The sequence below is a fragment of the Marinomonas aquiplantarum genome, assembly GCF_003314975.1.
Classification (GTDB): domain Bacteria; phylum Pseudomonadota; class Gammaproteobacteria; order Pseudomonadales; family Marinomonadaceae; genus Marinomonas; species Marinomonas aquiplantarum.
The window spans coordinates 223,575-249,412 of sequence record NZ_QNRF01000002.1 but is presented as its reverse complement, the minus strand read 5'-3'; the positions used below and the strand labels follow the sequence as shown (position 1 = coordinate 249,412).

At 44.4% G+C, this 25,838-nt stretch carries 25 protein-coding genes and 1 tRNA gene; 5 read left to right on the top strand and 21 right to left on the bottom strand.

Annotated elements, in window-relative coordinates:
* Positions 1-331: 331 nt before the first annotated feature.
* Positions 332-1,741, top strand: coding sequence for a PhoH family protein (locus tag DFP76_RS04515; protein ID WP_113873471.1), 1,410 nt, complete (start codon positions 332-334; stop codon positions 1,739-1,741).
* 59 nt (positions 1,742-1,800) lie between these two features.
* On the opposite strand, the gene DFP76_RS04510 is transcribed toward DFP76_RS04515, so the two are convergent.
* The 4 genes from DFP76_RS04510 to DFP76_RS04495 all read right to left on the bottom strand — a co-directional run bounded on the left by DFP76_RS04510 (position 1,801) and on the right by DFP76_RS04495 (position 6,125).
* A complete protein-coding gene (locus DFP76_RS04510; RefSeq protein WP_113873470.1) occupies positions 1,801-2,427 on the bottom strand; it encodes a bifunctional 4-hydroxy-2-oxoglutarate aldolase/2-dehydro-3-deoxy-phosphogluconate aldolase in 627 nt (208 codons plus the stop codon).
* A gap of 58 nt (positions 2,428-2,485) precedes the next feature.
* Positions 2,486-3,961, bottom strand: a complete 1,476-nt coding sequence (gene zwf / locus DFP76_RS04505) for a glucose-6-phosphate dehydrogenase (RefSeq protein WP_113873469.1) — start codon at positions 3,959-3,961, stop codon at positions 2,486-2,488.
* Positions 3,962-3,981: 20 nt separating this feature from the next.
* Positions 3,982-4,956, bottom strand: a complete 975-nt coding sequence (glk, locus tag DFP76_RS04500; RefSeq protein ID WP_113873468.1) for a glucokinase — start codon at positions 4,954-4,956, stop codon at positions 3,982-3,984.
* Positions 4,957-5,060: 104 nt separating this feature from the next.
* Positions 5,061-6,125: a GGDEF domain-containing protein gene (locus DFP76_RS04495; RefSeq protein ID WP_113873467.1), complete on the bottom strand. Its 1,065-nt coding sequence runs from the start codon at positions 6,123-6,125 to the stop codon at positions 5,061-5,063.
* Positions 6,126-6,414: 289 nt separating this feature from the next.
* On the opposite strand from DFP76_RS04495, the gene DFP76_RS04490 reads away from it, so the two are divergent.
* Positions 6,415-6,738 carry a hypothetical protein gene (locus DFP76_RS04490; RefSeq protein ID WP_113873466.1) on the top strand — a complete coding sequence of 108 codons (324 nt, stop codon included), beginning with the start codon at positions 6,415-6,417 and terminating at the stop codon, positions 6,736-6,738.
* Here DFP76_RS04490 and DFP76_RS04485 read toward each other — a convergent pair.
* Positions 6,735-7,757, bottom strand: coding sequence for a DUF3080 family protein (locus DFP76_RS04485; RefSeq protein WP_113873465.1), 1,023 nt, complete (start codon positions 7,755-7,757; stop codon positions 6,735-6,737). The genes DFP76_RS04490 and DFP76_RS04485 overlap by 4 nt on opposite strands.
* Here DFP76_RS04485 and DFP76_RS04480 point away from each other — a divergent pair.
* Positions 7,756-8,184, top strand: coding sequence for an acyl-CoA thioesterase (locus DFP76_RS04480; RefSeq protein WP_113873464.1), 429 nt, complete (start codon positions 7,756-7,758; stop codon positions 8,182-8,184). The genes DFP76_RS04485 and DFP76_RS04480 overlap by 2 nt on opposite strands.
* Positions 8,185-8,254: 70 nt before the next feature.
* On the opposite strand, the gene DFP76_RS04475 is transcribed toward DFP76_RS04480, so the two are convergent.
* From DFP76_RS04475 to rlmE, 15 genes are all read right to left on the bottom strand, one after another.
* Positions 8,255-8,845, bottom strand: a complete 591-nt coding sequence (locus DFP76_RS04475; protein ID WP_113873463.1) for an LPP20 family lipoprotein — start codon at positions 8,843-8,845, stop codon at positions 8,255-8,257.
* Between the two features lie 139 nt (positions 8,846-8,984).
* Positions 8,985-11,093: a polyribonucleotide nucleotidyltransferase gene (pnp, locus tag DFP76_RS04470; protein WP_113873462.1), complete on the bottom strand. Its 2,109-nt coding sequence runs from the start codon at positions 11,091-11,093 to the stop codon at positions 8,985-8,987.
* Between the two features lie 164 nt (positions 11,094-11,257).
* Positions 11,258-11,527, bottom strand: coding sequence for a 30S ribosomal protein S15 (gene rpsO, locus DFP76_RS04465; protein WP_012068748.1), 270 nt, complete (start codon positions 11,525-11,527; stop codon positions 11,258-11,260).
* A gap of 86 nt (positions 11,528-11,613) precedes the next feature.
* The gene (truB, locus tag DFP76_RS04460; RefSeq protein WP_113873461.1) at positions 11,614-12,543 is read right to left on the bottom strand and encodes a tRNA pseudouridine(55) synthase TruB; all 930 of its coding nucleotides are present in this window, start codon (positions 12,541-12,543) and stop codon (positions 11,614-11,616) included.
* 9 nt (positions 12,544-12,552) lie between these two features.
* Positions 12,553-12,942, bottom strand: coding sequence for a 30S ribosome-binding factor RbfA (rbfA, locus tag DFP76_RS04455; protein WP_013797344.1), 390 nt, complete (start codon positions 12,940-12,942; stop codon positions 12,553-12,555).
* Positions 12,943-12,954: 12 nt separating this feature from the next.
* A complete protein-coding gene (gene infB, locus DFP76_RS04450; RefSeq protein WP_113873460.1) occupies positions 12,955-15,528 on the bottom strand; it encodes a translation initiation factor IF-2 in 2,574 nt (857 codons plus the stop codon).
* Positions 15,529-15,554: 26 nt separating this feature from the next.
* Entirely contained in the window at positions 15,555-17,045 is a 1,491-nt protein-coding gene (gene nusA, locus DFP76_RS04445) for a transcription termination factor NusA (RefSeq protein ID WP_113873459.1), read from the bottom strand.
* Between the two features lie 28 nt (positions 17,046-17,073).
* Positions 17,074-17,535: a ribosome maturation factor RimP gene (rimP, locus tag DFP76_RS04440; RefSeq protein WP_113873720.1), complete on the bottom strand. Its 462-nt coding sequence runs from the start codon at positions 17,533-17,535 to the stop codon at positions 17,074-17,076.
* A gap of 239 nt (positions 17,536-17,774) precedes the next feature.
* Positions 17,775-17,860 (bottom strand) — tRNA-Leu (locus tag DFP76_RS04435).
* A gap of 22 nt (positions 17,861-17,882) precedes the next feature.
* Positions 17,883-18,239: a preprotein translocase subunit SecG gene (gene secG / locus DFP76_RS04430; protein ID WP_013797348.1), complete on the bottom strand. Its 357-nt coding sequence runs from the start codon at positions 18,237-18,239 to the stop codon at positions 17,883-17,885.
* A 3-nt stretch (positions 18,240-18,242) separates the two neighbouring features.
* Positions 18,243-18,995, bottom strand: coding sequence for a triose-phosphate isomerase (gene tpiA / locus DFP76_RS04425; protein WP_113873458.1), 753 nt, complete (start codon positions 18,993-18,995; stop codon positions 18,243-18,245).
* A gap of 94 nt (positions 18,996-19,089) precedes the next feature.
* A complete protein-coding gene (glmM, locus tag DFP76_RS04420; RefSeq protein ID WP_113873457.1) occupies positions 19,090-20,436 on the bottom strand; it encodes a phosphoglucosamine mutase in 1,347 nt (448 codons plus the stop codon).
* A complete protein-coding gene (folP, locus tag DFP76_RS04415) occupies positions 20,436-21,269 on the bottom strand; it encodes a dihydropteroate synthase (protein ID WP_113873456.1) in 834 nt (277 codons plus the stop codon). The genes glmM and folP overlap by 1 nt, the downstream gene beginning before the upstream one ends.
* A 28-nt stretch (positions 21,270-21,297) precedes the next feature.
* Positions 21,298-23,262, bottom strand: a complete 1,965-nt coding sequence (gene ftsH, locus DFP76_RS04410; protein WP_113873455.1) for an ATP-dependent zinc metalloprotease FtsH — start codon at positions 23,260-23,262, stop codon at positions 21,298-21,300.
* Between the two features lie 61 nt (positions 23,263-23,323).
* On the bottom strand, positions 23,324-23,944 hold the full coding sequence (rlmE, locus tag DFP76_RS04405) for a 23S rRNA (uridine(2552)-2'-O)-methyltransferase RlmE (protein ID WP_013797353.1): 621 nt from the start codon (positions 23,942-23,944) through the stop codon (positions 23,324-23,326).
* A 99-nt stretch (positions 23,945-24,043) separates the two neighbouring features.
* On the opposite strand from rlmE, the gene DFP76_RS04400 reads away from it, so the two are divergent.
* Together DFP76_RS04400 and DFP76_RS04395 are read left to right on the top strand one after the other, a co-directional pair.
* Positions 24,044-24,346, top strand: coding sequence for a YhbY family RNA-binding protein (locus DFP76_RS04400; RefSeq protein ID WP_063333287.1), 303 nt, complete (start codon positions 24,044-24,046; stop codon positions 24,344-24,346).
* A gap of 186 nt (positions 24,347-24,532) precedes the next feature.
* A complete protein-coding gene (locus tag DFP76_RS04395) occupies positions 24,533-25,372 on the top strand; it encodes a hypothetical protein (RefSeq protein WP_113873454.1) in 840 nt (279 codons plus the stop codon).
* A 100-nt stretch (positions 25,373-25,472) separates the two neighbouring features.
* On the opposite strand, the gene erpA is transcribed toward DFP76_RS04395, so the two are convergent.
* Entirely contained in the window at positions 25,473-25,820 is a 348-nt protein-coding gene (erpA, locus tag DFP76_RS04390; protein ID WP_113873453.1) for an iron-sulfur cluster insertion protein ErpA, read from the bottom strand.
* Positions 25,821-25,838: the final 18 nt, after the last annotated feature.

Sequence of the window (25,838 nt, the reverse complement as noted above, 5' to 3'; positions counted from 1 at the left end):
GCCGCTATGATTAGCGGCTTTTTTATTGCCTCATACTTCAAATAATACAAGCAACAGCAACAAAACTGTCATACACTCTAATTAGAGTATGGATAAAGACAGTGAGGTTTAGCTTGCTCAGAAATCGTTGTTATCCAAACAATTACCTTTCTCACATCTGCCCAGTTGCGTGCAGAAGTAAGCTTTACACTCTCATTCATCTCGTCACCTGCATTTTTACAAACCACCAACATCGTTCCAACATCGTATCTCTTGCTAAATCTGCACAACCCTTTCGAAATCGTTTCTTTCTCATCAGCAAACTTTACTCACATTATGGGAGTCATCGTCTATGGAAAAAATCTACGTTCTCGACACCAATGTACTATTGCATGATCCATTAGCCATTTACGCTTTCGCCGAGCACATGGTCGTCATCCCTATGACGGTGCTGGAAGAGTTAGACATAATCAAAGACCGGCGTGACAAAGACGTCAGCCGCGAAGCAAGACTCGCCATTAACACCATAGACAAGATCGTCGGTGATGCCACCCCAAGGCAACTCCAAGCCGGCGTCCCTATTCACACGCTAGATAAGAGCACAAACTCAAACGAACAAGCAAAAAGCTGTGAAGGCTCACTCGCCATTTTCCCAGACCAACAGATCACAGCAACCGATAACATTCCATTTCTCAATGGCAATCATGACCATGCCAATGACAATCGCATTATTAATGTTGCTCTAAGTCTGCAGGCAACACATCTAAGGTCTTCTGTGTGTCTCGTTACCAAAGACATTAACATGCGCATAAAAGCCAAAGGCTCAGGGCTAGAGCGTGTCGAGGACTATCGAAAAGATAAGGTACTTGATGATCTCGATCTAATGACCAAAGGTTACATTGAGTTTACAGGCAGCTTTTGGTCAAGTGTCGACAGCGTCAAAACCGAAGCCCATGGCCGTCATACTGTCCATGTCATCAGCAAGTCATTACTCGAAAGCATCCACTTAAATATGTTCATCATTGATGAGGAAGACTTTATTGGCTTTGTGGTAAACATTGATCATGACTATGTGTATTTATTGGATATAAACAAACAGCACTTGATGAACCAAAATTTTTGGGGCATTCACCCTCGCAATTTAGAGCAAGCTATGGCGTTTTATTTACTGCGCCATGAGAACTCTGATCTGATGGTCATGACAGGGCCAGCAGGCTCAGGTAAAACCCTATTGGCACTTGCCTATGGCTTACAAGTCACCATGGAAGAAAAACGTTTTAATAAAATCATTGTGGCAAGATCAACACCACCAATGGCCGAGGACATTGGCTTTTTACCGGGTACAGAAGAAGAAAAAATGGCGCCTTGGTTGGCCGCTTTTGATGATAACTTGGAAATACTGCATGGTGCCGATGAACATTCCATCAGCAGCATTGATTACGTCAAACAGAAAGCCAACATTCAATTTAAATCGTTAAACTTTATGCGCGGTCGATCCTTCAACAACGCCCTCATTATCATCGATGAGGCACAAGGATTAACGCAATTTCAACTTAAATCCATTGTGACTCGAATTGGCAGTAACTCCAAAATCATAGTCTTAGGTAACTTAGCTCAGATCGACAATAAATACATTACACCATTAACGTCTGGATTAACTTACCTTGTAGAAAAATCCAAACCCTTTAAATATGCCAGCATCATGCATGTAAATGGTATTGAACGTAGCCGATTGGCCGAATTTGCAGAAGAGAATCTTTAGTAATAAAAAAGGGAAGATGATTCCTCATCTTCCCTTTTAGGTTTGATTTTACTTGGGTATTACTGAGAAACGGATTTTGCCAACTCAGTAATCTCATCCCATTTGCCCGCACGAACCAAATTCGTCGGAACAATCCAAGAACCACCAACACATAGCACGTTATCCAGCGCCAAGTAATCGCGGAAATTATTGGCACCAATGCCGCCTGTAGGGCAGAACTTGATTTGTGGTAATGGACCACCAAAGGCTTTCAACGCTTTCACCCCGCCATTTACTTCGGCAGGGAAAAACTTAAAGCGGTCATAACCGTATTCCATACCCAATAACACATCGGAAATGGTTGCGACTGCTGGCAGATAAGGCACATCGTACTCTTTTCCTACCGCTAACAAATCCGCCGTCATACCAGGACTGATAATGAACTGAGAACCCGCCTCAATAGCTTGCACATATTGCTCACGAGAACACACAGTACCAGCACCTACAATGGCATCAGGAACTTCTTTTCGTAGCGCCGTAATCGCTTCTAACGCAGCTGGTGTGCGCAGCGTCACTTCTAGTACAGGTACACCACCGGCAACCAATGCTTTACCTAGTAACACAGCTTGCTCAACATTATCAACAACGATCACAGGCACAACAGGCGTTGCTGTCATCACCTGCTCTGCGGTATAAGTTTGCGTCATGTTATTTTCCTTTTCTTGACTGAGTGTTTATCGACTGAAGCAATTAGCTCAGTACAACTTAATAATCGTGCCAGTTACGCCCATCTTTAATTGGCAAAGCCATGGACGCCGCTGGGCCCCAAGAGCCGGAAGCATATTCCTTTGGACGTTCGCTGGTTTGACTCCAAGCAGACATAATACCGTCCACCCATTTCCAAGCCGCTTCTACTTCATCGTAACGCATAAACAAGGTTGCATCGTTACGCATCACGTCCAGCAACAAACGCTCGTAAGCTTCAGGACTGCGCTTATCATTGAACGCCTCAGTTAAACTCAGGTTCAAATCGACTGGCTGTAGATTCATCCCTTCACTCGCGCCTGGGACTTTATTCATCACAGTTAAAGAGATTTTTTCTTCAGGCTGTAGACGAATGACCAATTGGTTACGCTGCAATTGGCGGTTACTCTCATCACTGAAAATACTATGTGGAACCGCTTTATACTGGATCACAATCTCAGAATAACGCTGACCTAAACGCTTACCTGTTCTTAGGTAGAAAGGCACGCCTGCCCAACGCCAATTATCAATGTCGGCACGCAGAGCAACAAAGGTCTCTGTTCGTGAATCAGGATTACTGCCTTCTTCATCGAAGTAACCTTGCACATCTTTGCCTTTAATCATGCCTTTAGCATACTGACCACGTACTGTTTTCGTATATGCATTCGCACCAACAATAGGACGTAAGGCCTTCAAAACTTTAATCTTTTCATCTCGTACAGAGTCGGAATCCATGCGCCCTGGTGGCTCCATAGCAACCAGACATAACAACTGAATAAGATGGTTTTGCACCATGTCACGCATGGCACCCGCTTTATCGTAGTAACCCCAGCGACCTTCTACACCAACTGTCTCAGAGACTGTAATTTGCACATTATCAATGTGCGCACTGTCCCAAAGCGGTTCGAATAAAGTGTTACCGAAGCGAATGGCTAACAAGTTTTGAACCGTTTCTTTACCAAGATAATGGTCAATTCGGAAAGCTTGCTGCTCTTTGAAGTTTTTCATGACCTCATCGTTAATCGCACGAGAAGACGCAAGATCACGACCAAGCGGTTTCTCTAGAACAACACGCATACGATCTTCGTTCAGACCATGCGTCGCCAAAGAAGAGCAAATCGAACCAAACAAGTCTGGAGAAGTCGCTAAGTAAAAAACCACATCACGGTCATCGCCACCAACTTGATGGTCATTTAAGCGAGCAAAATCAGATTCTTGTTGAGCATCAACAGAAACATAACTCAAACGCTCTTTGAAGCGAGGCCAAACGGAATCATCACCAACACTGGATGGCACAAATTCATCAAGTGCATCACGGACTTTGGCTTGATAGTCAGCATCACTCACTTCTCGTCTCGAAGCACCAATGATTCGAGTTGTGGGCGCTAGCAAACCGTCCATATCCAAATGATACAGAGCAGGCAACAACTTACGCATGGCAAGGTCACCACCGCCACCAAAAATTACGACATCACAGGCTTTTAAACTGGCCTTCATTCTTTTATCTCCAACTAAATCTAGGCTTTCGACACAAGATAGGAAGCGTAGCACGCACATCCCATCAGCCCTGGGTATTCAGACATCACAACAAAAGTCGGAATCGGTGAAACAAACTCTTTCATACGACCCTTGTCTTGCATAGCTTCCCTAAAGCCGCTGCACAATATTTCCTTTAAGTAGCGAGGCACAATGCCACCGGCAATGTAAACGCCACCACGTGCTTCAACTGACAGCACAAGGTTACCAATGACTCGTCCTAAAAACACAAAGAACTGCTCTAAGGCAGCCTTGGCAATTGGATCATTACCAGCTTTTAATGCTTCACCAATTTCCGGTGCAGAGAGACGCTTATCAATACCTTGTCGAGCGGCTAAGGCTTCATAAATATTCTCTAAGCCCATACCAGACAGCACTCGCTCTGCTGATACTCGCTTATGACGCTTGCGCAAGAAAACCGCAATATCGTCTTCGACTTCATTACAGGTAGAGAGGTCTACATGACCACCCTCTCCAGGCAGTACAATATTCGGGCCATCCTCTTGTGGGACAACACACGCCACCCCTAACCCAGTTCCCGCACCAATGACCCAACTTGCCGCTTTCGGATCCACTGTATTTGACTCGCCCAAAAGCACTTTTTCGTCTTCCGGTAGGACTTCAAGACAGTGACCAATCGCATCAAAATCATTTAATAAAGCGACTTGTTTTTCCGCGCCAAAGTATTGCTGCACGTCGTCACGAGTAAAATGCCAAGGGTTATTGGTAAAGCGTATAACCTCTTGATTCACTGGTCCAGCAATAGCCAACACTACAGCATCAATGTCTTTTAAGTCGACGCTACAGTGGTCAACATAATCCGCTGCGGCATCAAAAAAAGTCTCATAATTTTTACAAGGAAGTACTTTGACTTCGAGTGGCTCAAATTGATGTATCGGCACCAAAGCAAATCGAGCATTTGTGCCACCAAGGTCGGCAATTAAAGCGTGGGACATATGTGAACCCTAAATTCATTTTTTTGAAATTTTACAACAAAATAAAGGCAAAAAACACCGAATTTTTCAATCTTAGCGGAACAAAATGTAATAAAATTACAAAATCATCTTAGCTTATTTAGAAACTTAAAGACCTTTGTAGGCACCAGTCTTTTACGGTTATTTTTATATTCGTAGAGGCGTTCATCTGCCACTTTTAGCAGATGTTTGTAGTTGCTTGGCGCGTCGGAAACAACGCTCGCTCCGCCGTAACTAATAGTAATCGGAACGAGGTTAGATTTATACCTTAATGGATTGGATTGTAGATATTCTTGAATGGACTCGGCCACTTGAATTGCCTGATCGTATGTTTTCCCTGGCATGACGAAAACAAATTCATCCCCCGCAAAACGAAATGCTAACCCTTGTTTATGAACGTATTTCAACAAGCGCTTGGCGATGTATTCCAGTACTTCATCACCACAGTTGTGTCCCAAGGTATCATTGATCGACTTGAAGGCATCACAATCAATAAACACCACAGTGAGGTCACGCTTTTGTTGCTTGGAACGCGAAAACTCACGATCTAACATGAGTTCCAGCTGACGGCGGTTTAATAAGCCCGTCAAAGGGTCACGAGTGGCTAAGTATTCGAGTTTTTCCCGTGCTGTAACATTGCTCAGGCAAATTGAGATTTTAATCGCTAATTGATCCAGTAGAAACGTATCCTTAGTGCTCGCATCATAGCGACTTCGATCCGCATCCGCTTGGCAAAATAGACCAACTAATTCACCATCAATGGTCAAAGGTGATATCGCTAGGGAAGCAATAATATCGCGGTAAATACTTGGGATAATTTCTCGGCAAAAACTTAAGTTAGAATTGACCAACACCGTCTTATTACTCGACTTGATGATATCAATCATGGCGCTGCGACGAGTAAATAAAACGCGATCTCTTAGATCAGGTAGTTTTTCAAGACTTTCAATAAGATGTGATAAAGGTGCCTCATTAATGAGGTTGACCCATACATAGGGGACATTAAATTGTTTTTGGACTTCTTTGGTTAGAGTTGAGACAAACTGATCACAACGTCCAATCGACAAAATGCAGCGCTCGATTTCAAAAAACTTGCGCGCAATTTCTTCGTTATGACGAACATTGTCTATCAGCTCATTGATGTCATGCATGCATTGTGCCCTGCCGCCAGATCAAAGCAGCCATGTCTTTCCTTGGTACAAAACGTAACTCGAAATCTAAAAAATAATGAATCTACAGTCTCTTATAGTACGATGCTTAAGCAGTTTCAGCTATAAAATGTATTAAAAATGGTCAGCTTAATACAAAAAATTACAATAAGAACAAGATATTCCGACTTTTATCCATCTCTAGCAACCTATTATGAATAATTCATTATTCTAGTTAAGAAAAATCCTTCTATGCCGATACTCATAACATCACCAAACAATAGGTATGTTAATGAGCATAAGAGAAATTGTTGAGACTCAGGTCACCCAGAGCAGCTTAGCAGGCAAGCCGGTATCAGGCAGCCCTCAATTTGCTCTGATGATGAGTCTATTTAGCCAACCTGGCCCATCACTGATCAATGCCAAAGACAGTTTGAACGAACATCAAGCTCATGCCATCACTCGCCCTATGCACTTCTCTCAAGGCATCGGCCATAATCCTGTGGCTAACATAGCTCTGTTAAAAGCACTTAATCAAGAACCTTTGGCAGAAGGCACTCCTTTCGAATACGATCTCGTGGAAAGCTTGGAAAACCAAATTCATACTCAAATTTAACTCTGACCACCAACGCCCATTCCACACACATTCAATAAGGTACTCCAAGCTTTTGCATGGTGTTGGGAAGCTATTTGGTATCGCTGCCATTCACTTTGACTTGCTGTCATATCGTATTGCGTTAAAAACGCCTGCATTTCTGCTGTCAGATGAGACAATTGAGCCAATTCATTCAGCAGAGGTAAAACTTGATAAGCTGATTGACTCAGCCGCCCCATATAAGGTTGAACTTGTTTAACGTAATGTACTTCAAACTGCTGTTTTAAATAATTAACAGGGGCGCCACAATCTTCTTCGCCCAACAAGGAAATTTGACTCGTTACCTGATCCAAATAGCGGCGAACATGGATCAAACTAAACAACAAGCGCCCAGCATACTCACTGTCCATCAATTGTTTTAGGTCCTGCTCAAAGACACTACCTTGAATGACTGGTAAGGCATCAAGCGTGTTGCCAATCTTCACAAATCGCGTTAATGCATTTAATAAAGATTGTTGCTTTGCCGTAGAATAATTTAATGGCAAAAAGCCATTCGAGAGACTGAAAAAAGCCTCACTCTCTTCACCATTAAAAATGGCATTCCCAAACGCTTTAGGTAACTCAATGCGCTTTTGCTGAGCGACCGCCATTAACTCTTTCTCTAAAGCAGAGTCGGCAATCGGACAAGACTCGATAGCACGAATAATATCGATTTCATACAAGAAGCGCTGACTGTCCGGCATGACTCGTCCCAGAATGCTATTCTTCCTACCAGCGACGATACCGATCTCACAACGCTGTAAGGACAAAAAATCCAACAAGCTGACATCAAAAGCCGATAAGGCATTTTGTCGATAACGTGCAGGAGGTAACGCAGTTGGCATTACTATTGCTGGCTCTTCAAGCTCAATCAACTGAGATCGATTCAGATCTTGTAGGTATTCAGATAACAGCAACTCTGCTTTAAAGCGACTATCGCAGCCGCTTATCAGTATAATAATGCTTAACCAAATAATTGTTTTAAAAGGGTTAAAATACATGAACAAGCTACTCATTCAGAAGCGAGAAGAAATCTCCGAAACTCGTGTGGCCAAGATGGTGTTTCCTGGTACAACCAATCATTACGACACCCTATTTGGCGGTATCGCGTTACAATGGATGGATGAAGTGGCTTACATTGCAGCAACTCGCTTTTCACGCAAAGCCATGGTCACGATATCCACCGAACAAGTGGACTTCAAACAACCCATCCCTTCCGGTATTTTAGTCGAGCTTGTGGCTCGTGTCGTTCATGTTGGCCGAACTTCGTTAAAAGTCGAAGTAAATATTTTTCTGGAAGAACTGCACAGTGATAAACGCACTAAGGCCATTACAGGGCATTTTAATTTTGTTGCTGTCGATGAAAACAAAAAACCAACTCCCATTTTTGATGAAGAAGGAAACCTACAGCCCTCTTCATCACAGTGATAGACAAACATCAGGACAAAAAAACGGCCATTACCTAACGATAATGGCCGTTTCTATTAATAAGCTAGAATCAGTTTGAATGACGCTTAGCAATTTCAGACGCTAATTCTTCAAAGCTTTTCTCAGCTTCTAGCTTCTGATACAAAGCCGCTTCGTTTCTCATAGAAGTACGTAAAATACTCTCAGCAACACCTTCTACTTGCGATGGATCCAAGCCAACCAAAACCACTAAGCCGCCAGTTGGTGTTGGCATCTGACGCATCACACGAGAACCAACAAGTTGCTGCTCTGTCACCTGCTTGGTAACAACACTGTTTACACGATCGACGGTTTCGGCATCAGCCGCGCCCGTGGTTTCCACGTATTGTTTGACCATGTTTTGCAGGTCAACACTCAAGATTTGAGCTAATTCAACTCGAGCAGAGGTGGCCGCCATTTGTTTCATATAATTTGGGCCAGCCGAAGACTTTTCACTGTAACCAACGGCGGATAAAGCGACGCCATCCACTGGCGCACCACATACCCAATCAGGGGCAGCTTGATTAGAGCCATCCGCAAACACACAACTAGGAACCGCCACTTCAGGCGTATTCACAACATCTTTGCTACAAGCAACCAAAACCATACTGGCTGCCAACACACTGACTAATTTTAGTTTCATGACTTTTTCCTTATACGACGAAACACACAATAGAATAATGAAACGACTCAATATCGTATTATTCTAGCTCATCTGCCCTGATTAAAAACAAAAAAAGGTGCTTTAAGCACCTTTTTTCAACCCTAAACCTAAACTGAAATTATTCAGTAAAGGCGGCTTTTTCTTCTTCAGTCACGTCTTTCATAGACAGTTTGATACGACCACGAGCATCAACGTCTAGTACTTTAACGATGACTTCTTGACCTTCCGCTAGGAAGTCAGTTACCGCACGGATACGCTCTTCAGCGATCTGAGAAATATGCACCAAGCCATCTTTACCAGGTAAGATGTTAACAAAAGCACCAAACTCAGCAAGGCGTACGACCTTACCTTTGTACAGTTTATCAACTTCAGCTTCGGCGGTAATTTCATGAATTTTCAGTAGCGCAGCGTCAGAAGCGGCTTTATCCGCAGCGTAAATACGCACTGTACCGTCGTCATCAAGATCGATAGAAGCACCCGTTTGCTCTGTAATAGAACGAATTGTTGCACCACCTTTACCGATAACGTCACGAATCTTCTCAGGATCAATTTTGATCGTCGCCATAGAAGGCGCATTTGGAGACACCTCAGGACGTGCATAACCAATAGTTTTCGCCATTTCACGAAGGATATGAGTACGAGCTTCAAGCGCTTGGCTCAAGGCAATATCCATGATCTCTTCGTTAATGCCTTCAATTTTAATGTCCATTTGAAGCGCTGTGATACCTTCTTCCGTACCCGCTACTTTAAAGTCCATATCACCTAGGTGATCTTCGTCACCAAGGATGTCAGTCAAGACAGCAAAACCATCGTCTTCTTTAATCAACCCCATGGCAATACCAGCAACAGGTGCTTTAAGAGGAACACCCGCGTCCATCATAGACAAAGAAGCACCACAAACAGAAGCCATTGAGCTTGAACCATTTGATTCTGTGATCTCAGACACAATACGAATTGTGTATGGGAATTCTTCTTCGGTTGGCAATACCGCTTGAACACCACGACGAGCCAAACGACCATGACCAATTTCACGACGACCTACACCGCCCATACGACCACATTCACCAACAGAGTATGGAGGGAAGTTGTAATGCAGCATGAAGCTGTCTTTGCTTTCGCCCGTTAGACCATCAGTCATTTGTGAATCACGGCTTGTACCTAGTGTACAAGTCGCAATCGCCTGAGTTTCACCACGGGTGAACAAAGCAGAACCGTGAGTTTTGCTCAACATACCCACTTCAACATCGATTGGACGAACGGTTTTATTGTCACGACCATCAATACGTGGCTTGCCATCAATAACACGACGACGAACGATGCGTTTTTCTAGTTTCGCAAAAACAGACGTTACATCCGCTTCCGTAAACTCACCTTCTTCTGTTACTAAAGCAGCAACAGCGGCATCACGTACTTGACCAAGCTGTGCATAGCGAGCCATTTTCTCACTGATACCGTATGCTTCTTCAATTTGTGCTGCGTAACCAGATTCAACCGCTTCTTGTAGAGAAACATTAGCGGCTTCTGGTTGCCATTCCCAGCGAGGTTTGCCAGCTTCTGCTGCAAATTCAGTAATAGCACCGATCGCTGATTGCATTTCTTTGTGTGCGAACAAAACCGCACCTAGCATTTCGTCTTCTGTTAGCTCTTGCGCTTCAGACTCAACCATTAATACAGCGTCTTTAGTACCCGCAACAACCATGTCTAGTAGAGAAGATTCTAGCTCAGAGTAGCTTGGGTTTAGAACGTAGCCAGACTCATCATTGAATCCAACACGAGCAGCACCAATTGGGCCGTTGAATGGAATGCCAGAAATGGTCAAAGCAGCAGACGTTGCCAACATAGCAGCAATGTCCGCATCCAAGTTTGTGTTAGTCGACATGACAGTACACACAACCTGAACTTCGTTCATGAAACCTTTCGGGAACAAAGGACGAATTGGGCGGTCAATCAAACGAGAAGTCAGTGTTTCTTTCTCAGAAGGACGGCCTTCACGCTTTAAGAATCCACCTGGGATTTTACCAACCGCGTAAGCACGCTCTTGATAATGTACAGATAATGGGAAAAAGTCTTGACCTGGTTTAGCGGATTTTGCACCAACAACAGTCGCAAGTACTTGCGCATCACCAATGGTACATAATACAGCACCCGTCGCTTGACGAGCGATACGGCCAGTTTCAAGAGTGACGGTATCATTACCGAACTGGAAAGTTTTTGTCGTAATACTCACTAGTATTCCTTTTTATTAAAAAAATTACTTTCTCCCAAAGATCATCTTTTTAAGCCAGTACTCATATATGCTCTGAGTTTTCTATAAAGCACATATGAAGTACAGGCTGCCCTTGGGAGACCAATAAAAAAAGGGCCATAATATTTTATGGCCCTTCTTCAGTCTTAGCGACGTAGACCTAGCTTTTTGATCAAGCTAGTGTAACGCGCTGCGTCTTTACGCTTAAGGTAATCCAACAACTTACGACGTTGGTTTACCATGCGAATTAGACCGCGACGAGAATGATGGTCATGGATATGAGCTTTAAAGTGACCTTGAAGACCTTCGATGTTCTTAGTCAACAATGCTACTTGAACTTCAGGTGAACCAGTGTCGCCTTCCGCTACTTGAAACTCTTTAACCAATGCTGCTTTAGATTCTGCAGACAATGCCATAATCTTATCTCCGAATAATAATATGCGATTAAAAATAAAGGATAGCCGAGCATATTTTCAGTTACCCTACGAGAGTTAGTTTAACACTAATTGTTTGCTAACTCACTGGTATTTATGAGTCGTTGAGGCTTAATAAAATGATCTTTTATTAGCCCTAGACCCAAAAAGCGATTTTCACCTTGATCGTATAAGCGAACCAAGCTGTCTAACGCTAATTCTGTATGATTTTCGACACGACGGCCAAACACCATTTCTCTCGCTTGCAATGGCGACAATTCTACCTGATCTAAATGCGCAACGGCAGTATCCATTGACATTAATTTTGCATCAAGTTGGTCTTCACCTTGTTGTGCCAGCGCTTCAAACTCTTCCAAGCTCAACATATCATCTGGCGAGTAACCCGCGGTCGACACACGATGCAATGAATGCAAATGCGCACCACACCCTAATGCCTCACCAATGTCTTCACCAATGGTGCGAATGTAGGTGCCTTTTGAACACTGTACATCTAAGGTTAAGGTATCCTCGGTGCGCGAAATCAAAGTTAAATTTGAAATTCTCACCTGTCGTCGCTTACGCTCAATAACTATCCCTTTTCGCGCATATTCATAAAGAGGCTTGCCTTCATGCTTCAAAGCTGAATACATTGGCGGCACCTGCTCAATATCACCTCGGAATTGATCAAGAATGGTTTCTAACTCAGTATCAGAAAGTGACGGAATAGCTTCATCAGTGAGTACATCACCTTCTTTGTCGCCTGTTGTGGTTCGTTTCCCCAACTGAATACAAGTGATGTAACGCTTATCTGCGTCTAACAAGAATTGAGAGAATTTGGTGGCCTCACCAAGACAAAGGGGTAACATCCCCGTTGCCAATGGATCAAGAGCACCTGTGTGACCCGCTTTCGCCGCTCGATATAAGCGGCGAACACGTTGTAGAGCTTGGTTAGAGCTCAAGCCGATCGGCTTGTTCAGTAGTACGATACCGTCTACTGAACGCCATTTCGTTTTAGACATATAACCTAATTACTCGTCTTCGTTACCGCTTTTACTTTGATCATCGCGAATCGCTTCGTCAATCAAAGCCGACATGCGAGTACCATTCAACACGCTTTGGTCATAGTGAAAGCGTAAATGCGGCATAACTCGCAGCTTCACCTCTTGCGACAAACGACGACGCAAAAAACCTTTTGCGCTATCAAGTGCCGCTTGATTTTCAGCAATCACTTCCGGCTGATCATCTTTTCCCAAAACAGTGTAATAAACATCCGCGTAACCAAGATCCTTGGCGACACGAACTTCATTAATGGTTACCAAGCCTAAACGAGGATCTTTTACTTCAAACTGGATCAAGGACGCCAGCTCCTTCTGGAGCTGGTCACCAATCCGACTAGTACGACTAAATTCGCCTGCCATGATTTTGTCCTATTAAAGCGTACGCGCAACTTCGATGGTTTCAAAAACCTCGATCTTATCGCCTACTTTGACATCTGTGTAGTTCTTCACACCGATACCACATTCCATACCACGGCTAACTTCATTAACCGCATCTTTGAAGCGACGAAGCGACTCAAGTTCACCTTCATAGATCACCACATCATCACGCAATACGCGAATCTGCTTGTTACGGTAAACCGTACCTTCGATGACCATACAACCGGCGATCAAACCAAACTTCGGCGAACGGAAGACGTCACGTACTTCAGCCGTACCTTGAATATCTTCACGTAGATCCGGTGTCAACATGCCAGACAGCGCTTGTTTCACATCATCAATGATGTTGTAGATAACACTGTAGTAACGTAGATCGATGCTTTCACGTTCAATGAATTGCTTCGCTGACGTATCGGCACGTACGTTGAAACCAAAAATAACCGCTTCCGACGCTAGCGCCAAAGTCGCATCCGTTTCCGTAATACCACCAACACCGCTAGAAACGATATTGACTTTTACTTCGTCTGTATTCAAATCGGTTAGAGATTTGATCAAGGCTTCTAAAGAACCACGTACATCGGCTTTTAGTACCACATTCAAAGTACGAACTTCGTCTTTACCCATTTCAGAGAATAGGTTTTCTAGTTTCGCAGAATGCTGACGAGCAAAACGCACCTCACGGTACTTACCTTGACGGAAGTTAGCTACTTCACGAGCTTTACGCTCATCCGCAACAACGATGAATTCTTCACCCGCATCAGGTGTACCGTCAAGACCTAGGATCTCAACTGGAATAGAAGGACCTGCCGCATCAATCGCTTTACCATTTTCATCTAACAAGGCACGTACGCGGCCCATTTGAAGACCAGCAAGGACGATATCACCTTTGCGCAAAGTACCGTTTTGTACCAACAAGGTCGCAACAGAACCACGACCACGGTCTAGACGAGCTTCGACCACAACACCTTTCGCAGGTGCACTTGGAACTGCGCTTAATTCAAGTACTTCAGCTTGTAACAATACCGCTTCTAGAAGTGCTTCAATACCTTCACCAGATTTAGCCGATACACCAACGAATTGGATATCACCGCCCCATTCTTCAGGAACGACTTCTTGTGCCACAAGCTCGTTTTTCACGCGCTCAATGTCAGCACCTTCTTTATCGACCTTAGTAATGGCAACAACCATAGGCACTTCGGCTGCACGAGCATGCTGAATCGCCTCAATCGTTTGTGGCATAACACCATCGTCTGCTGCACAAACCAAGATAACAATATCGGTTGCTTTAGCACCACGAGCACGCATAGAGGTAAAGGCTGCGTGTCCAGGTGTATCCAGGAAGCTCACCATGCCATGTGGCGTTTCTACGTGATAAGCACCGATATGCTGGGTAATACCACCCGATTCCGCTGCGGCAACACGAGTCGTACGAATGTAATCCAGCAAAGACGTTTTACCATGGTCAACGTGACCCATAACCGTTACCACTGGGGCACGTTTGATGGCTTCACCTTCATAATCGATGGCATCGATCATGTCATTTTCCACAGCATTTTCGTCAATGTATTTGACCGTGTGACCCATTTCTTCGACCACTAGAGTCGCTGTATCACGATCAATTGTCTGGTTAATGGTGGCCATGGCCCCCATCTTAAACATGATCTTGATAACTTCTGCGCCTTTAACGGCCATTTTTTCAGCTAAGTCAGCAACAGTGATGCTTTCAGGCAGAGCAACTTCATGAACCATTTTAGCCGTTGGCTTCTGGAAACCATGCTCTTGCTTAGTCGCTTTCTTATGTTTGCGACCTAGCTTGCCACTGCGGCGACCAAACTCATCACCGTCATTAACATTGACACGACTGCGCTTGTTGTCAGGGTTGTTACGACCGCGAGGCTTGTCTTTTTCTTTGTCACTGTCATGACGAGGGCCTTTCTTGCCTTTAGGGGCAACGCTTGGCTTTTTACTGTCCATTGCTGGCTGAGTAGCCTTCTTTGGCGCTTTTTTCTGTTTAGGTGTTTCCACGGGTTCTGCCGCTCCTACGTCGGAGGCATTTTGCTCCGTATCATTTAGCACGCCATTGTCCTTAGTGGCAACGGTTTTTTCCGCTTCTTGACGCGCTTTTTCTTCAGCTTCAGCCTTCGCTTTAGCTGCCGTCTCTTCTGCAAGCTTGCGCTCTGCTTCAAGGCGAGCCTGTTCTTCTGCTTGCTGGCGAGCTTGCTCTTCGGCAAGACGCTTAGCTAATTCTTCCTGTTTTTGCGCCTCTTCGTCAACATCATCACGCTTCACGTAAGTACGTTTTTTCTTCACAGCCACATTGACTGATTTGCCACCATCACCAGAAATGGTACTGGTTTTCTTACGCTGCAATGTAATGCGTTGGCTGTCAGCCGTTTCATCTTCGCCATGCTGACGTTTTAAATAGTTCAATAACACTTGCTTTTCAACTTCAGAGACTTCTTGGTCCGCTTTTGTTTGCGGAAGACCAGCCTCTTTCATCTGAGCTAGTAGCTTATCGACTGGTTTATTAACCAGTTCGGATAGTATCTTTACGGTTTGAACTGTCATTAAGTTCCCCCTTTTGTACTCAGATTTTATTCAGATTCAGTGAACCAAGGTGCACGAGCGGTCAAAATTAAGCTGGCTGCGCGCTCTTCCGTCATACCTTCAACGTCAAGCAACTCATCGACAGACTGTTCGGCCAGGTCTTCCATTGTGATGACACCCATGGAAGCAAGTACCAAGGCAAGATGATTATCCATGCCTTCCATTGTCAGTAAGTCTTCAGCCGGTTTCGCCCCGTCCAACTGCTCTTCTGCTTGAAGAGCTTGATTTAATAGGGCTTCTTTTGCTCGTGAGCGAAGTTCGTTTACTAAATCTTCATCAAATCCGTCGATGTCTAACATTTCTTCCATTGGGACATAAGCCACTTCTTCCAAAGAAGCAAATCCCTCGTCAACCATTTGAATTGCCAAATCGTCGTCGATATTAAGACCAGAAACAAACAAGTCGATTAGTTTCTGCGACTCTTCTTGTTGTTTCGCTTCTGCATCTTCACTGGTCATTACATTCAACAACCAGCCAGTCAAAGATGAGGCTAAGCGAACATTTTGACCGTTACGGCCAATCGCTTGAGCTAGGTTGTCAGCTTTCACCGCCACATCCATAGAGTGAGCATCTTCATCAATAACAATAGAATCCACTTCAGCAGGGGCCATTGCATTGATCACTAATTGCGCTGGATTATCGTCCCAAAGAACGATATCAACGCGCTCGCCATTCATTTCATTTGAAACTGCTTGCACTCGAGCACCGCGCATACCAACACACGCACCAATTGGATCGATACGACGGTCATTGGTTTTTACAGCGATTTTGGCGCGTAAACCTGGATCACGTGAAGCACCACGAATCTCAATGACTTCTTCTGCAATTTCTGGCACTTCAAGACGGAACAACTCAACCATGAAGGCAGGGGCATTACGTGACAAAATCAATTGTGCACCGCGGTTGTCTTCACGGATTTCCAACAACAAGGCACGAATGCGATCGTTCATACGGAAACTTTCACGAGCGATCAATTGATCTTTTGGTAAAGTGGCTTCCGCGTTTTCACCAAGATCAATGATCAAGCTATCACGAGTCACTTTCTTAACTTGACCATGAACTAGCTTGCCAACTTTCTCAGCATACAAGGCAACCATTTTAGCGCGTTCTGCTTCGCGCACTTTTTGCACGATAACTTGTTTTGCTGTTTGTGCAGCAATACGACCAAACTCTTCTGATTCCACTTCTTCTTCGTAAACTTCACCTATGCCTAAACCTAGGTTTTGCTCTTCAGAATCATCGATCGTTAATTCAAATGCTGGATTAGAGTAATCTTCATCGGCAACAATGTTCCACTGACGATACGTCATGTAATCACCAGAACGCTGATCAATAGACACTCGAATTAGTGCGTCTTCTTCAAAACGACGCTTGGCAGCACTGGCTAAAGCAATCTCAACAGCTTCGAAAATAACTTGTTTCGGAACATCTTTTTCGTTGGATACGGCTTCTACTACCAAAAGAATTTCTTTGCTCATCCTTTTAGCCTCTCTTCAAGGTTAATTTTTAAAATTGTGGAACAATATTGCCTTTATCGATTAAATCAATCGGCAACAAGTATTCTTCTTGGTCAACACGAACGACAATGTCATCGTTCTCGACGCCCACTAACTGTCCTTTAAATTTGCGACGCCCATCAAATGGCACTCGTAAACGTAAAGACACAATTGAGCCAACATATGCTTGATATTGAGCCAAAGAAAATAATGGTCGATCTAAACCAGGTGAAGAAACCTCAAGGTGATATTCACCTGTGATCGGATCTTCAACATCTAAAATAGAACTTACCTGACGGCTCACACGAGCACAGTCTTCGACATCAATCCCTTTCTCAGCATCTGTTTCAATAAAGATACGCAGCACAGAGTCTTTACCTTGCGATAAATACTCCATTCCCCAAAACTCGAACCCCAGACCTTCAACTACTGGACGGACAAGTTCCTCTAAAATCGTAAATTTAGCTGACAATCGCTTTCTCCGAATATCGCGTTTGCAAAACGCAGAAACAAAAAACGGGCTCAAGGCCCATTTATGCAGTTCAGATAACAAAAAACCCCATAAAGGGGCTCTCAGTACCTGCAACAATCAAATTGTCGCAGGTCTCCTTCTCGCAAAAGAAGGCCGTCAATCCGGACTATTAGCAGAGTCCCAAAAAACTCTGTATTAATAGCTGACATCATACAGAAAATATCACGTCAGTTCAAGATTGGTGCCGATGGCCGGACTCGAACCGGCACAGCCGTAGGCCACCACCCCCTCAAGATGGCGTGTCTACCAATTCCACCACATCGGCAAAACCTTATATCAAAGCGCTCTTATTCCGTTACAGGAAGGTCAGATGACGCTTTCTTCTCCTCTCCTAGAGCAGGCAATTCAACTGTTTCTTCAGATACTTGAGAGGCTGAAGGCAGAGAATCCAGAGCGCCAGAGACACTCTTAGCTTGCTCACTAGCGTAAAACGCCAAACCAAAACTGGTAATAAAGAAAACCAAAGCAAAAACACCGGTTAGCTTACCAAAGAAGCTACCACCGCCCTGACTTCCAAATACGGTTTGAGAGGCACCACCGCCGAATGAAGCACCAGCATCTGCGCCTTTACCTTGCTGCAATAACACCAATGCAATAATCGCAATTGCGGCGAGAACATGAAAAACTAAAATAAGCGCTTCCATCAATTAACCTGCTGCTTTAACTATGTCTAAAAATTCTTTTGCATCCAAAGATGCGCCACCCACAAGGGCACCATCAACATCAGGCATGGTAAATAGCTCTGCACTGGTTGAGGCCTTAACACTACCACCATAAAGAATCTGAACTTTCTCAGAAACCGGTGTAGATAAGCTCGCCAAATTGGCTCTAATTGCTTGATGCACATCTTGCGCTTGTTGTGCACTGGCAGATAACCCAGTACCAATCGCCCAAACTGGCTCGTAAGCAATAACGATATTCTCAAATGCCTGAATGCCAACCGCATCGATTACCGCAGCAACCTGACGCTCACATACAAGCAAAGTCTGTTCAGCTTCACGTTCTTCCAACGTTTCACCGATACATAAAATAGGTTTCAAACCTGCTGACAGTGCAACTTTCACCTTTTCAGCAACCACTTCATCTGTTTCGCCATACAAAGAGCGACGCTCTGAATGGCCAATCAAGACATAAGTCACCTTAAAATCTGTCAACATCGCAGCCGATACTTCACCCGTATAAGCACCTTTTTCATACTGACTAAGATTTTGTGCAGCCAGTACCAACTCATTACGCGGAGCAATCAGCTCAGCGACTTGAGAAAGATAAGGAAATGGGGGAGTAACAACCACTTCAGCGCTAGATTCCGATATCTCTAATAGACCGCTAACCAAGTCCGAAATTGACGCTTCCGAACCATTCATTTTCCAGTTTCCAGCCACTATTTTTTGTCGAATCATAATCTAGCCCTTAAATTCGAGGCGCTCATTCTATGGAAAGCCTCTGTTGGTTTCAAGTATTTATTTTTATTCCAATCATTAAGTTGACGTTTTATTAAGCAGATTGCTTCGCGGCCACAACGGCGTTAACCTCTTCCACCAAATAATCAACCAATTCGTCTACTGTCTCATCGTCACGGCCTTCCACCATAACTCGAATCAAGGGTTCGGTCCCAGACGCTCTCAACAAGACACGTCCTAGGCCATTTAATCTTTCATTTGCCACCGCAATGGCTTTTTGCAATGCTGGCTCTTCATTCGGAACAAAGCGCTCCGCCACTCGAATATTTTTCAATTTCTGTGGAAACTTCACAAGCCCAGTAAGCAGCTCATCCAGCGCCTTACCTTCTTCCACCATAGCCTGCAGCACCTGCAATGCTGCGACAATACCATCACCAGTTGTCGTAATAGATCGGCAGACAATGTGACCCGAAGGCTCACCACCTAACACCCAACCGTGTTGAACCAGTTTTTCATTTACATAACGGTCACCGACGGCTGCTCGGCTAAAACCAATACCGGTTTCAGAAAACGCCAACTCCAAGCCAAAATTGCTCATCAGCGTCCCAACCACACCACCACTGAAACGGCCGGTACTCATAAGATGATTGGCAATAATGTATAAAATGTCATCTCCATCACGCACAACACCGTGACGATCCACTAGGATCAAGCGATCACCATCACCGTCTAACGCGATACCAATATCAGCATTTTCAGCCAAAACATTTTTACGTAACAGCTCAGGCTTTGTCGCGCCACTGAATTCATTGATATTCAACCCATCAGGGTTAGCACCGATGGAAATCACATCAGCACCCAACTCGGAAAATACTCGTGGCGCAACATGATAAGTAGCGCCGTCAGCACAATCGACAACAATTTTTAAGCCACTAAGCTGCAAACCGATAGGAAAGGTACCTTTGCAATACTCAATATAACGACCCGCAGCATCATCAATACGGCGCGCGCGCCCAATTAAGCTGGATTCAACCACTTCCATTGGCTGATCTAAATAATATTCAATGCGCTCTTCGATTTCATCAGAAACCTTGCCACCCTCGGCAGAAAAAAACTTAATTCCGTTGTCATAAAAAGGGTTATGTGAGGCACTAATCACAATCCCAGCACTGGCACGAAAGGTTCGCGTAAGATAAGCAATCGCAGGCGTTGGCATAGGACCAACCAGTCTCACATCAGCGCCCGCAGCAACAATCCCAGACTCAAGCGCTGACTCAAACATATAACCAGAGATTCGCGTATCTTTACCGATTAATATTTTCTTGTCTTTTTCCTTGAATACCTGACCGGCAGCCCAACCCAGCTTCAACATAAATTCTGGTGTTATCGGTGTTGTACCAACCTTGCCACGAATACCATCTGTACCAAAATACTTACGCATTATTTCTCTCTCTCAATACGTGACATTAGCGTCAACATTTCGACATGAGACCTAACATCGTGAACCCTAAATATCCTTGCGCCACGAGCATAGGCCGAAGCATTTGCCCCCATAGTACCATATAAGCGATCTTCGACAGGAAGCCCTAAGACATCTCCGATCATAGTTTTACGAGACACCCCTATCAACACCTCAAAACCAAGTTGCCTAAAGTGCTCGGTAGACTGTAATAACAATAAATTGTGTGACAACGCCTTACCAAAACCAATGCCTGGGTCTAGCAAAATGTTCGCTAAATCCATCCCCACTGACTGACAAGCCGACACTCGACTTAACAAATAATCAGACACCTCAGACACAACAGACTGATAATCAGGTTGGTCTTGCATGGTTTGCGGCATACCTTTCATGTGCATCAAACACACTGGCAGTTTCGTCTGAGCCGCTGCCAGCAAAGCCCCATCACGCTCCAATGCTCTAACATCATTAATCAACCCAGCACCTAACTTAGCGGACTGCAGCATCACTTCAGGCGTACTGGTGTCTACCGACACAATAACATCAAAACGGGATTTTATGGCTTCTACAATAGGAACAACTCGATCAAGCTCTTGCTGGCAAGAAACAGGCTCAGCACCTGGTCGAGTCGATTCACCACCGACATCGATCATACTGGCGCCCTCACGAATCATTCGTTCCGTTTGACGCAAGGCTGAATCAAGAGAATTGAAGGCACCACCATCCGAAAACGAATCCGGCGTGACATTCAGAATGCCCATTACATGAGGAAGGGACAAGTCTAACGACTTGTCCCCAAATGACATTAACGACATGAAACATCCATATCAAAATGGTTTGAAATTACTCACCTGCAGGTCGCGAAGCTTCTCCAGATACACCGTCTACATCACTGGCATCCACCGTCTCTTCGGTAGCGGCTTCCGGTGCTGGCTTTTCTTCGCCACTGTCTGGCGAGTCTGCACTAGGATCCGACCAACCTTCTGGTGCAGATGGTTTTTTCCCATCCATAATTTCTTTAATTTGCTTGGCATCAATGGTTTCGTATTGCATTAATGCTTCGGCCATCACATCCAGCTTGCTACGATTTTCATGCAAGATTCTCGTTGCCGTTTCGTAACAGCGATTAATAATATCTTGCACTTCTGCATCGATGACTTTTCCTGTCTCAGGAGAGAAGTAATTTGCTTTACTTCCTGTTGGACCAGAAATGTAACCACCAGAATTATCATCTTCTTCGTAAGCAAAAGGCCCAAGTTTTTCAGATAAGCCCCACTTGGTCACCATGTTACGAGCAATACTGGTTGCTCGCTCAATGTCGTTTGACGCACCAGTCGAAACACCATCAAAACCATGAATCATTTCTTCGGCAATACGGCCGCCATAAAGACTGCAAACCTGACTCTCTAAACCACGCTTACTGACACTGTATTTATCGTCTTCAGGCAAGTACATAGTCACACCCAAAGCACGGCCACGAGGAATGATAGACACTTTATAAACAGGGTCATGTTCCGGCATGAGGTAACCGATAATAGTATGGCCCGCTTCATGATAAGCCGTATTGAGCTTCTCTTCGTTATTCATCACCATGGTCTTACGCTCAGCACCCATTAGGATTTTATCCTTCGCGAGCTCAAGCTGTTCCATGTTAACTAAACGACGATTCGAACGTGCCGCAAACAAAGCAGCTTCATTGACCAAGTTTGCCAAATCGGCACCAGAGAAACCTGGTGTACCACGCGCAATGTTTTTTGGCTCAACATCATCATCACAAGGCACTTTACGCAAATGCACTTTTAGAATTTGCTCACGACCACGAATATCCGGCAAACCAACCGTTACCTGACGGTCAAAACGCCCCGGACGCAACAAAGCTGGGTCCAATACGTCTGGACGGTTCGTCGCAGCGATAACGATAATACCTTCGTTACCTTCAAAACCATCCATTTCAACCAATAACTGGTTCAAGGTTTGCTCACGCTCATCATTACCACCGCCCATACCTGAGCCACGGTTACGACCAACGGCATCGATTTCGTCAATAAAGATAATGCAAGGTGCGTGTTTTTTGGCTTGTTCGAACATATCACGAACACGTGACGCCCCCACACCGACAAACATTTCAACGAAGTCTGAACCGGAAATAGTGAAGAAAGGCACTTTTGCTTCACCGGCAATGGCTTTCGCTAACAAGGTTTTACCCGTACCCGGTGGTCCACACATCAAAATACCGCGTGGAATCTTGCCACCTAAACGCTGGAACTTGCTTGGCTCACGAAGGAAATCCACCAATTCTTCAGTGTCTTCCTTGGCTTCATCACAACCAGCAACATCCGCAAAGGTCGTCTTAATTTGATCTTCTGGCAGCAGACGTGCTTTTGACTTACCAAAAGACATTGGTCCGCCCTTGCCACCGCCACCGCCTTGCATTTGGCGCATAAAGAACATAAAGATGGCAAGAATAAGAAGAATAGGGAAGCTTGCCACCAACAATTGAGTCCAAATGCTCTGTTGTTCAGGCATACGACCTTCAACAACCACATTTTTATTCAGCAAGTCATCCATCAATTTAGGGTCAGACGCAGCAGGACGAACGGTATCAAAACTGTCGCCATTTGAACGCGTACCACTAATGGTATAACCGTCAACAATCACTTTCGCGATCCGGCCATCTTGTACTTCTTTAACAAACTCAGAATAAGAAATTCGATTCGTTTCTGACGTGGTATTAAAATTGTTAAAAACTGTTAACAGCACAGCCGCAATGACCAACCATAACAGAATATTTTTTAGCATATCGTTCAAGAGCACACCTCTTAACGGTTAGTTTTAAATGTTACTGGCTATCATACCAGAACATTGCCCATTAACCCTTATATTGTCTTCCTAATAAGTAAACTTCACGACTTCGCGCCCGAGAAGCATCCGGTTTTCGCGTTACAACAGAGCCAAATTGCTCTCGCATGGCTTTCAAGTATTCTTCAAAGCCCTCTCCTTGGAACACTTTTACTAAAAAGTTACCACCAGGACGCAACACATGAGCCGCCATATCCAAGGCGAGTTCTACTAGATACATCGCCTGAGGCTGATCAGAAGAACTGTTTCCACTCATATTGGGGGCCATATCCGAAATTACAAGATCCGCTTTTTGATCGCCAATCTCTGCCAATATGGCTTCGTACACTTCTTGTTCAGTAAAATCCCCCTGCACAAAACGCACACCAGGCAGCGGAGCCATCTCCAAAATATCAGATGCTACGATAGTCCCTTTGTCGCCAATTAATTTGGCCGCGATTTGCGACCAGCCACCAGGCGCTGCACCAAGATCCACCACACTCATCCCAGGGCGAATCAGCTTATCTTTATCGTTGATTTCAATCAGCTTATAGCTCGCTCTGGAGCGATAGCCATCTTGTTGGGACTTTTTGACATATGGATCGTCAAAATGTTCCTTCATCCAATTGTTACTACTTTTTGATCTTGCCACGTTTTCATCATACCTAAATCAATCAATATTCCGCTATAATATCGCTTAACCTCTAAAGCCTCCAATAAAGAGGGTCAACTAAGATGAGAAAAATTTACTATGAGTCTGACAAACGCCCAAAAAAAGCAGTACCGTTTAATCGGCCACAGCCTTAATCCTGTGGTAATGATCGCTGGTAACGGTCTAACTGAAGCCGTACTAACTGAAATCGACAGAGCACTTGAAGATCATGAATTGATCAAAATCCGTATCAGTATCACTGACCGTGATGTACGCAGTGCTTTAATTGCAGAAATCAGCAAAGTAATGAAAAGTGAAACGGTACAAGTGATCGGCAAGGTGGCACTTTTTTACCGCGCGGCCTTAGAGCCAAACCCTAAGCTTTCAAACTTACTGCGCTAAGCCAAGATTCGCCGTGCCTACAGGGAAGTAGGCTAAGCGTCCTACCCACATATCCACCTCCCAAACATCACCTTTCAATATAGTTTCTCAGTCATAACACTATTAACTTTTCTAAAATAACCTCTGCCACTAAACTCTTTCTAAAAATGGTCGATAACATTGCACAGCGATCAAAGGAGCCGCACCATGCTATTTATCGAGGCATTAAACAGAGCAAGCACCAAACAGACTGACAGGAAACTTCTTGCCAGAGGTAAGCCACGTCTGTTTGTAAGCAACAAAGACTCTGTTGACCTCAGCAGTGCCGCCCATCAAGTGAAAGAAATTCATGTAGACAGTGACATAAAAGAGCCCCTCACTGCCTCATCAAGTATTTTTGCTAACCTTCTAGAACACGTTTTAGGGTATTTGATTCAAACCAACATACAGGTGTATTCGCCAGAAGAACTGGATTTGGATCAAAAAGAGTGGAAATTATTCTTGCAGGTACCACCCACAGGCATGAACAGACCTCAAACTCAAGCCGGTTACGGTGCACCTGAAGTACGGCAACACCCACCCGCCAAACAATTAATCTTTCATATTCCAGTGAAACCAGCTTATGGGCTTGCCACTGAAATGACGCTTCTGGTATCACCTCATCAAGGTTCCCCAGAAGTTCCTAGCTTTTTCTATAATTTGCCGAAAGAGACTCGCTTACCTACGCTCAACACCCCCTATCCACCCGAGTTTATCGAGCAACAGGTAACACACCATCACATTTTATTAGATCAAGATGGCGAAGCTGATCAATTATCGCCTCTTTATGCTCGAGTGAATCAAAGTAAATTAGAAGAAGACGCCATTCCACCGACCGTTCACGGTCTAAGAATATGGAAAGCAAAAAATCGAGTTCTCACCCCTGCCATACTAGGGGATCAGCGAATTGGCTTGGTCTTCATCGGTCACCATAAACCACTAGACAGCAGCATCATTAGTGATGAAGAGCGAGCTCGACAAGCCAACAACCTCTATACCAAAGCCTAACGAGAGCCCGCACTCTTCTTTTTAAAGCATTTTTTAAGCAATAAAAAAAGGCCTTCACTGACATGAAGACCTTTTTAACCTGCCACAATGACAGTTCTACTTAAATACTAAAGCTTGCACCACAACCACAAGTTGAAGTGGCATTAGGATTTTGTACAGTAAAGCGAGAACCTTCTAAGTTCTCTTTATAATCGACTTCTGAACCCACAAGATACTGGAAGCTCAACGGATCAACCACTAAGGTCACACCATCTCTCATCACTTCTGTATCATCCTCTTGATGCTCTTCATCAAAAGTAAAGCCATATTGAAAGCCAGAACAACCACCGCCTGTCACGTAAACACGCAACATCAAGCGCTCATTTTCTTCCTCTTCAATCAAGGACTTTAGTTTCGCCGCGGCCGCTTCTGTAAATTCAATTGGATCAACCGATTCAACCACACTCATTATGACACCATATAATAC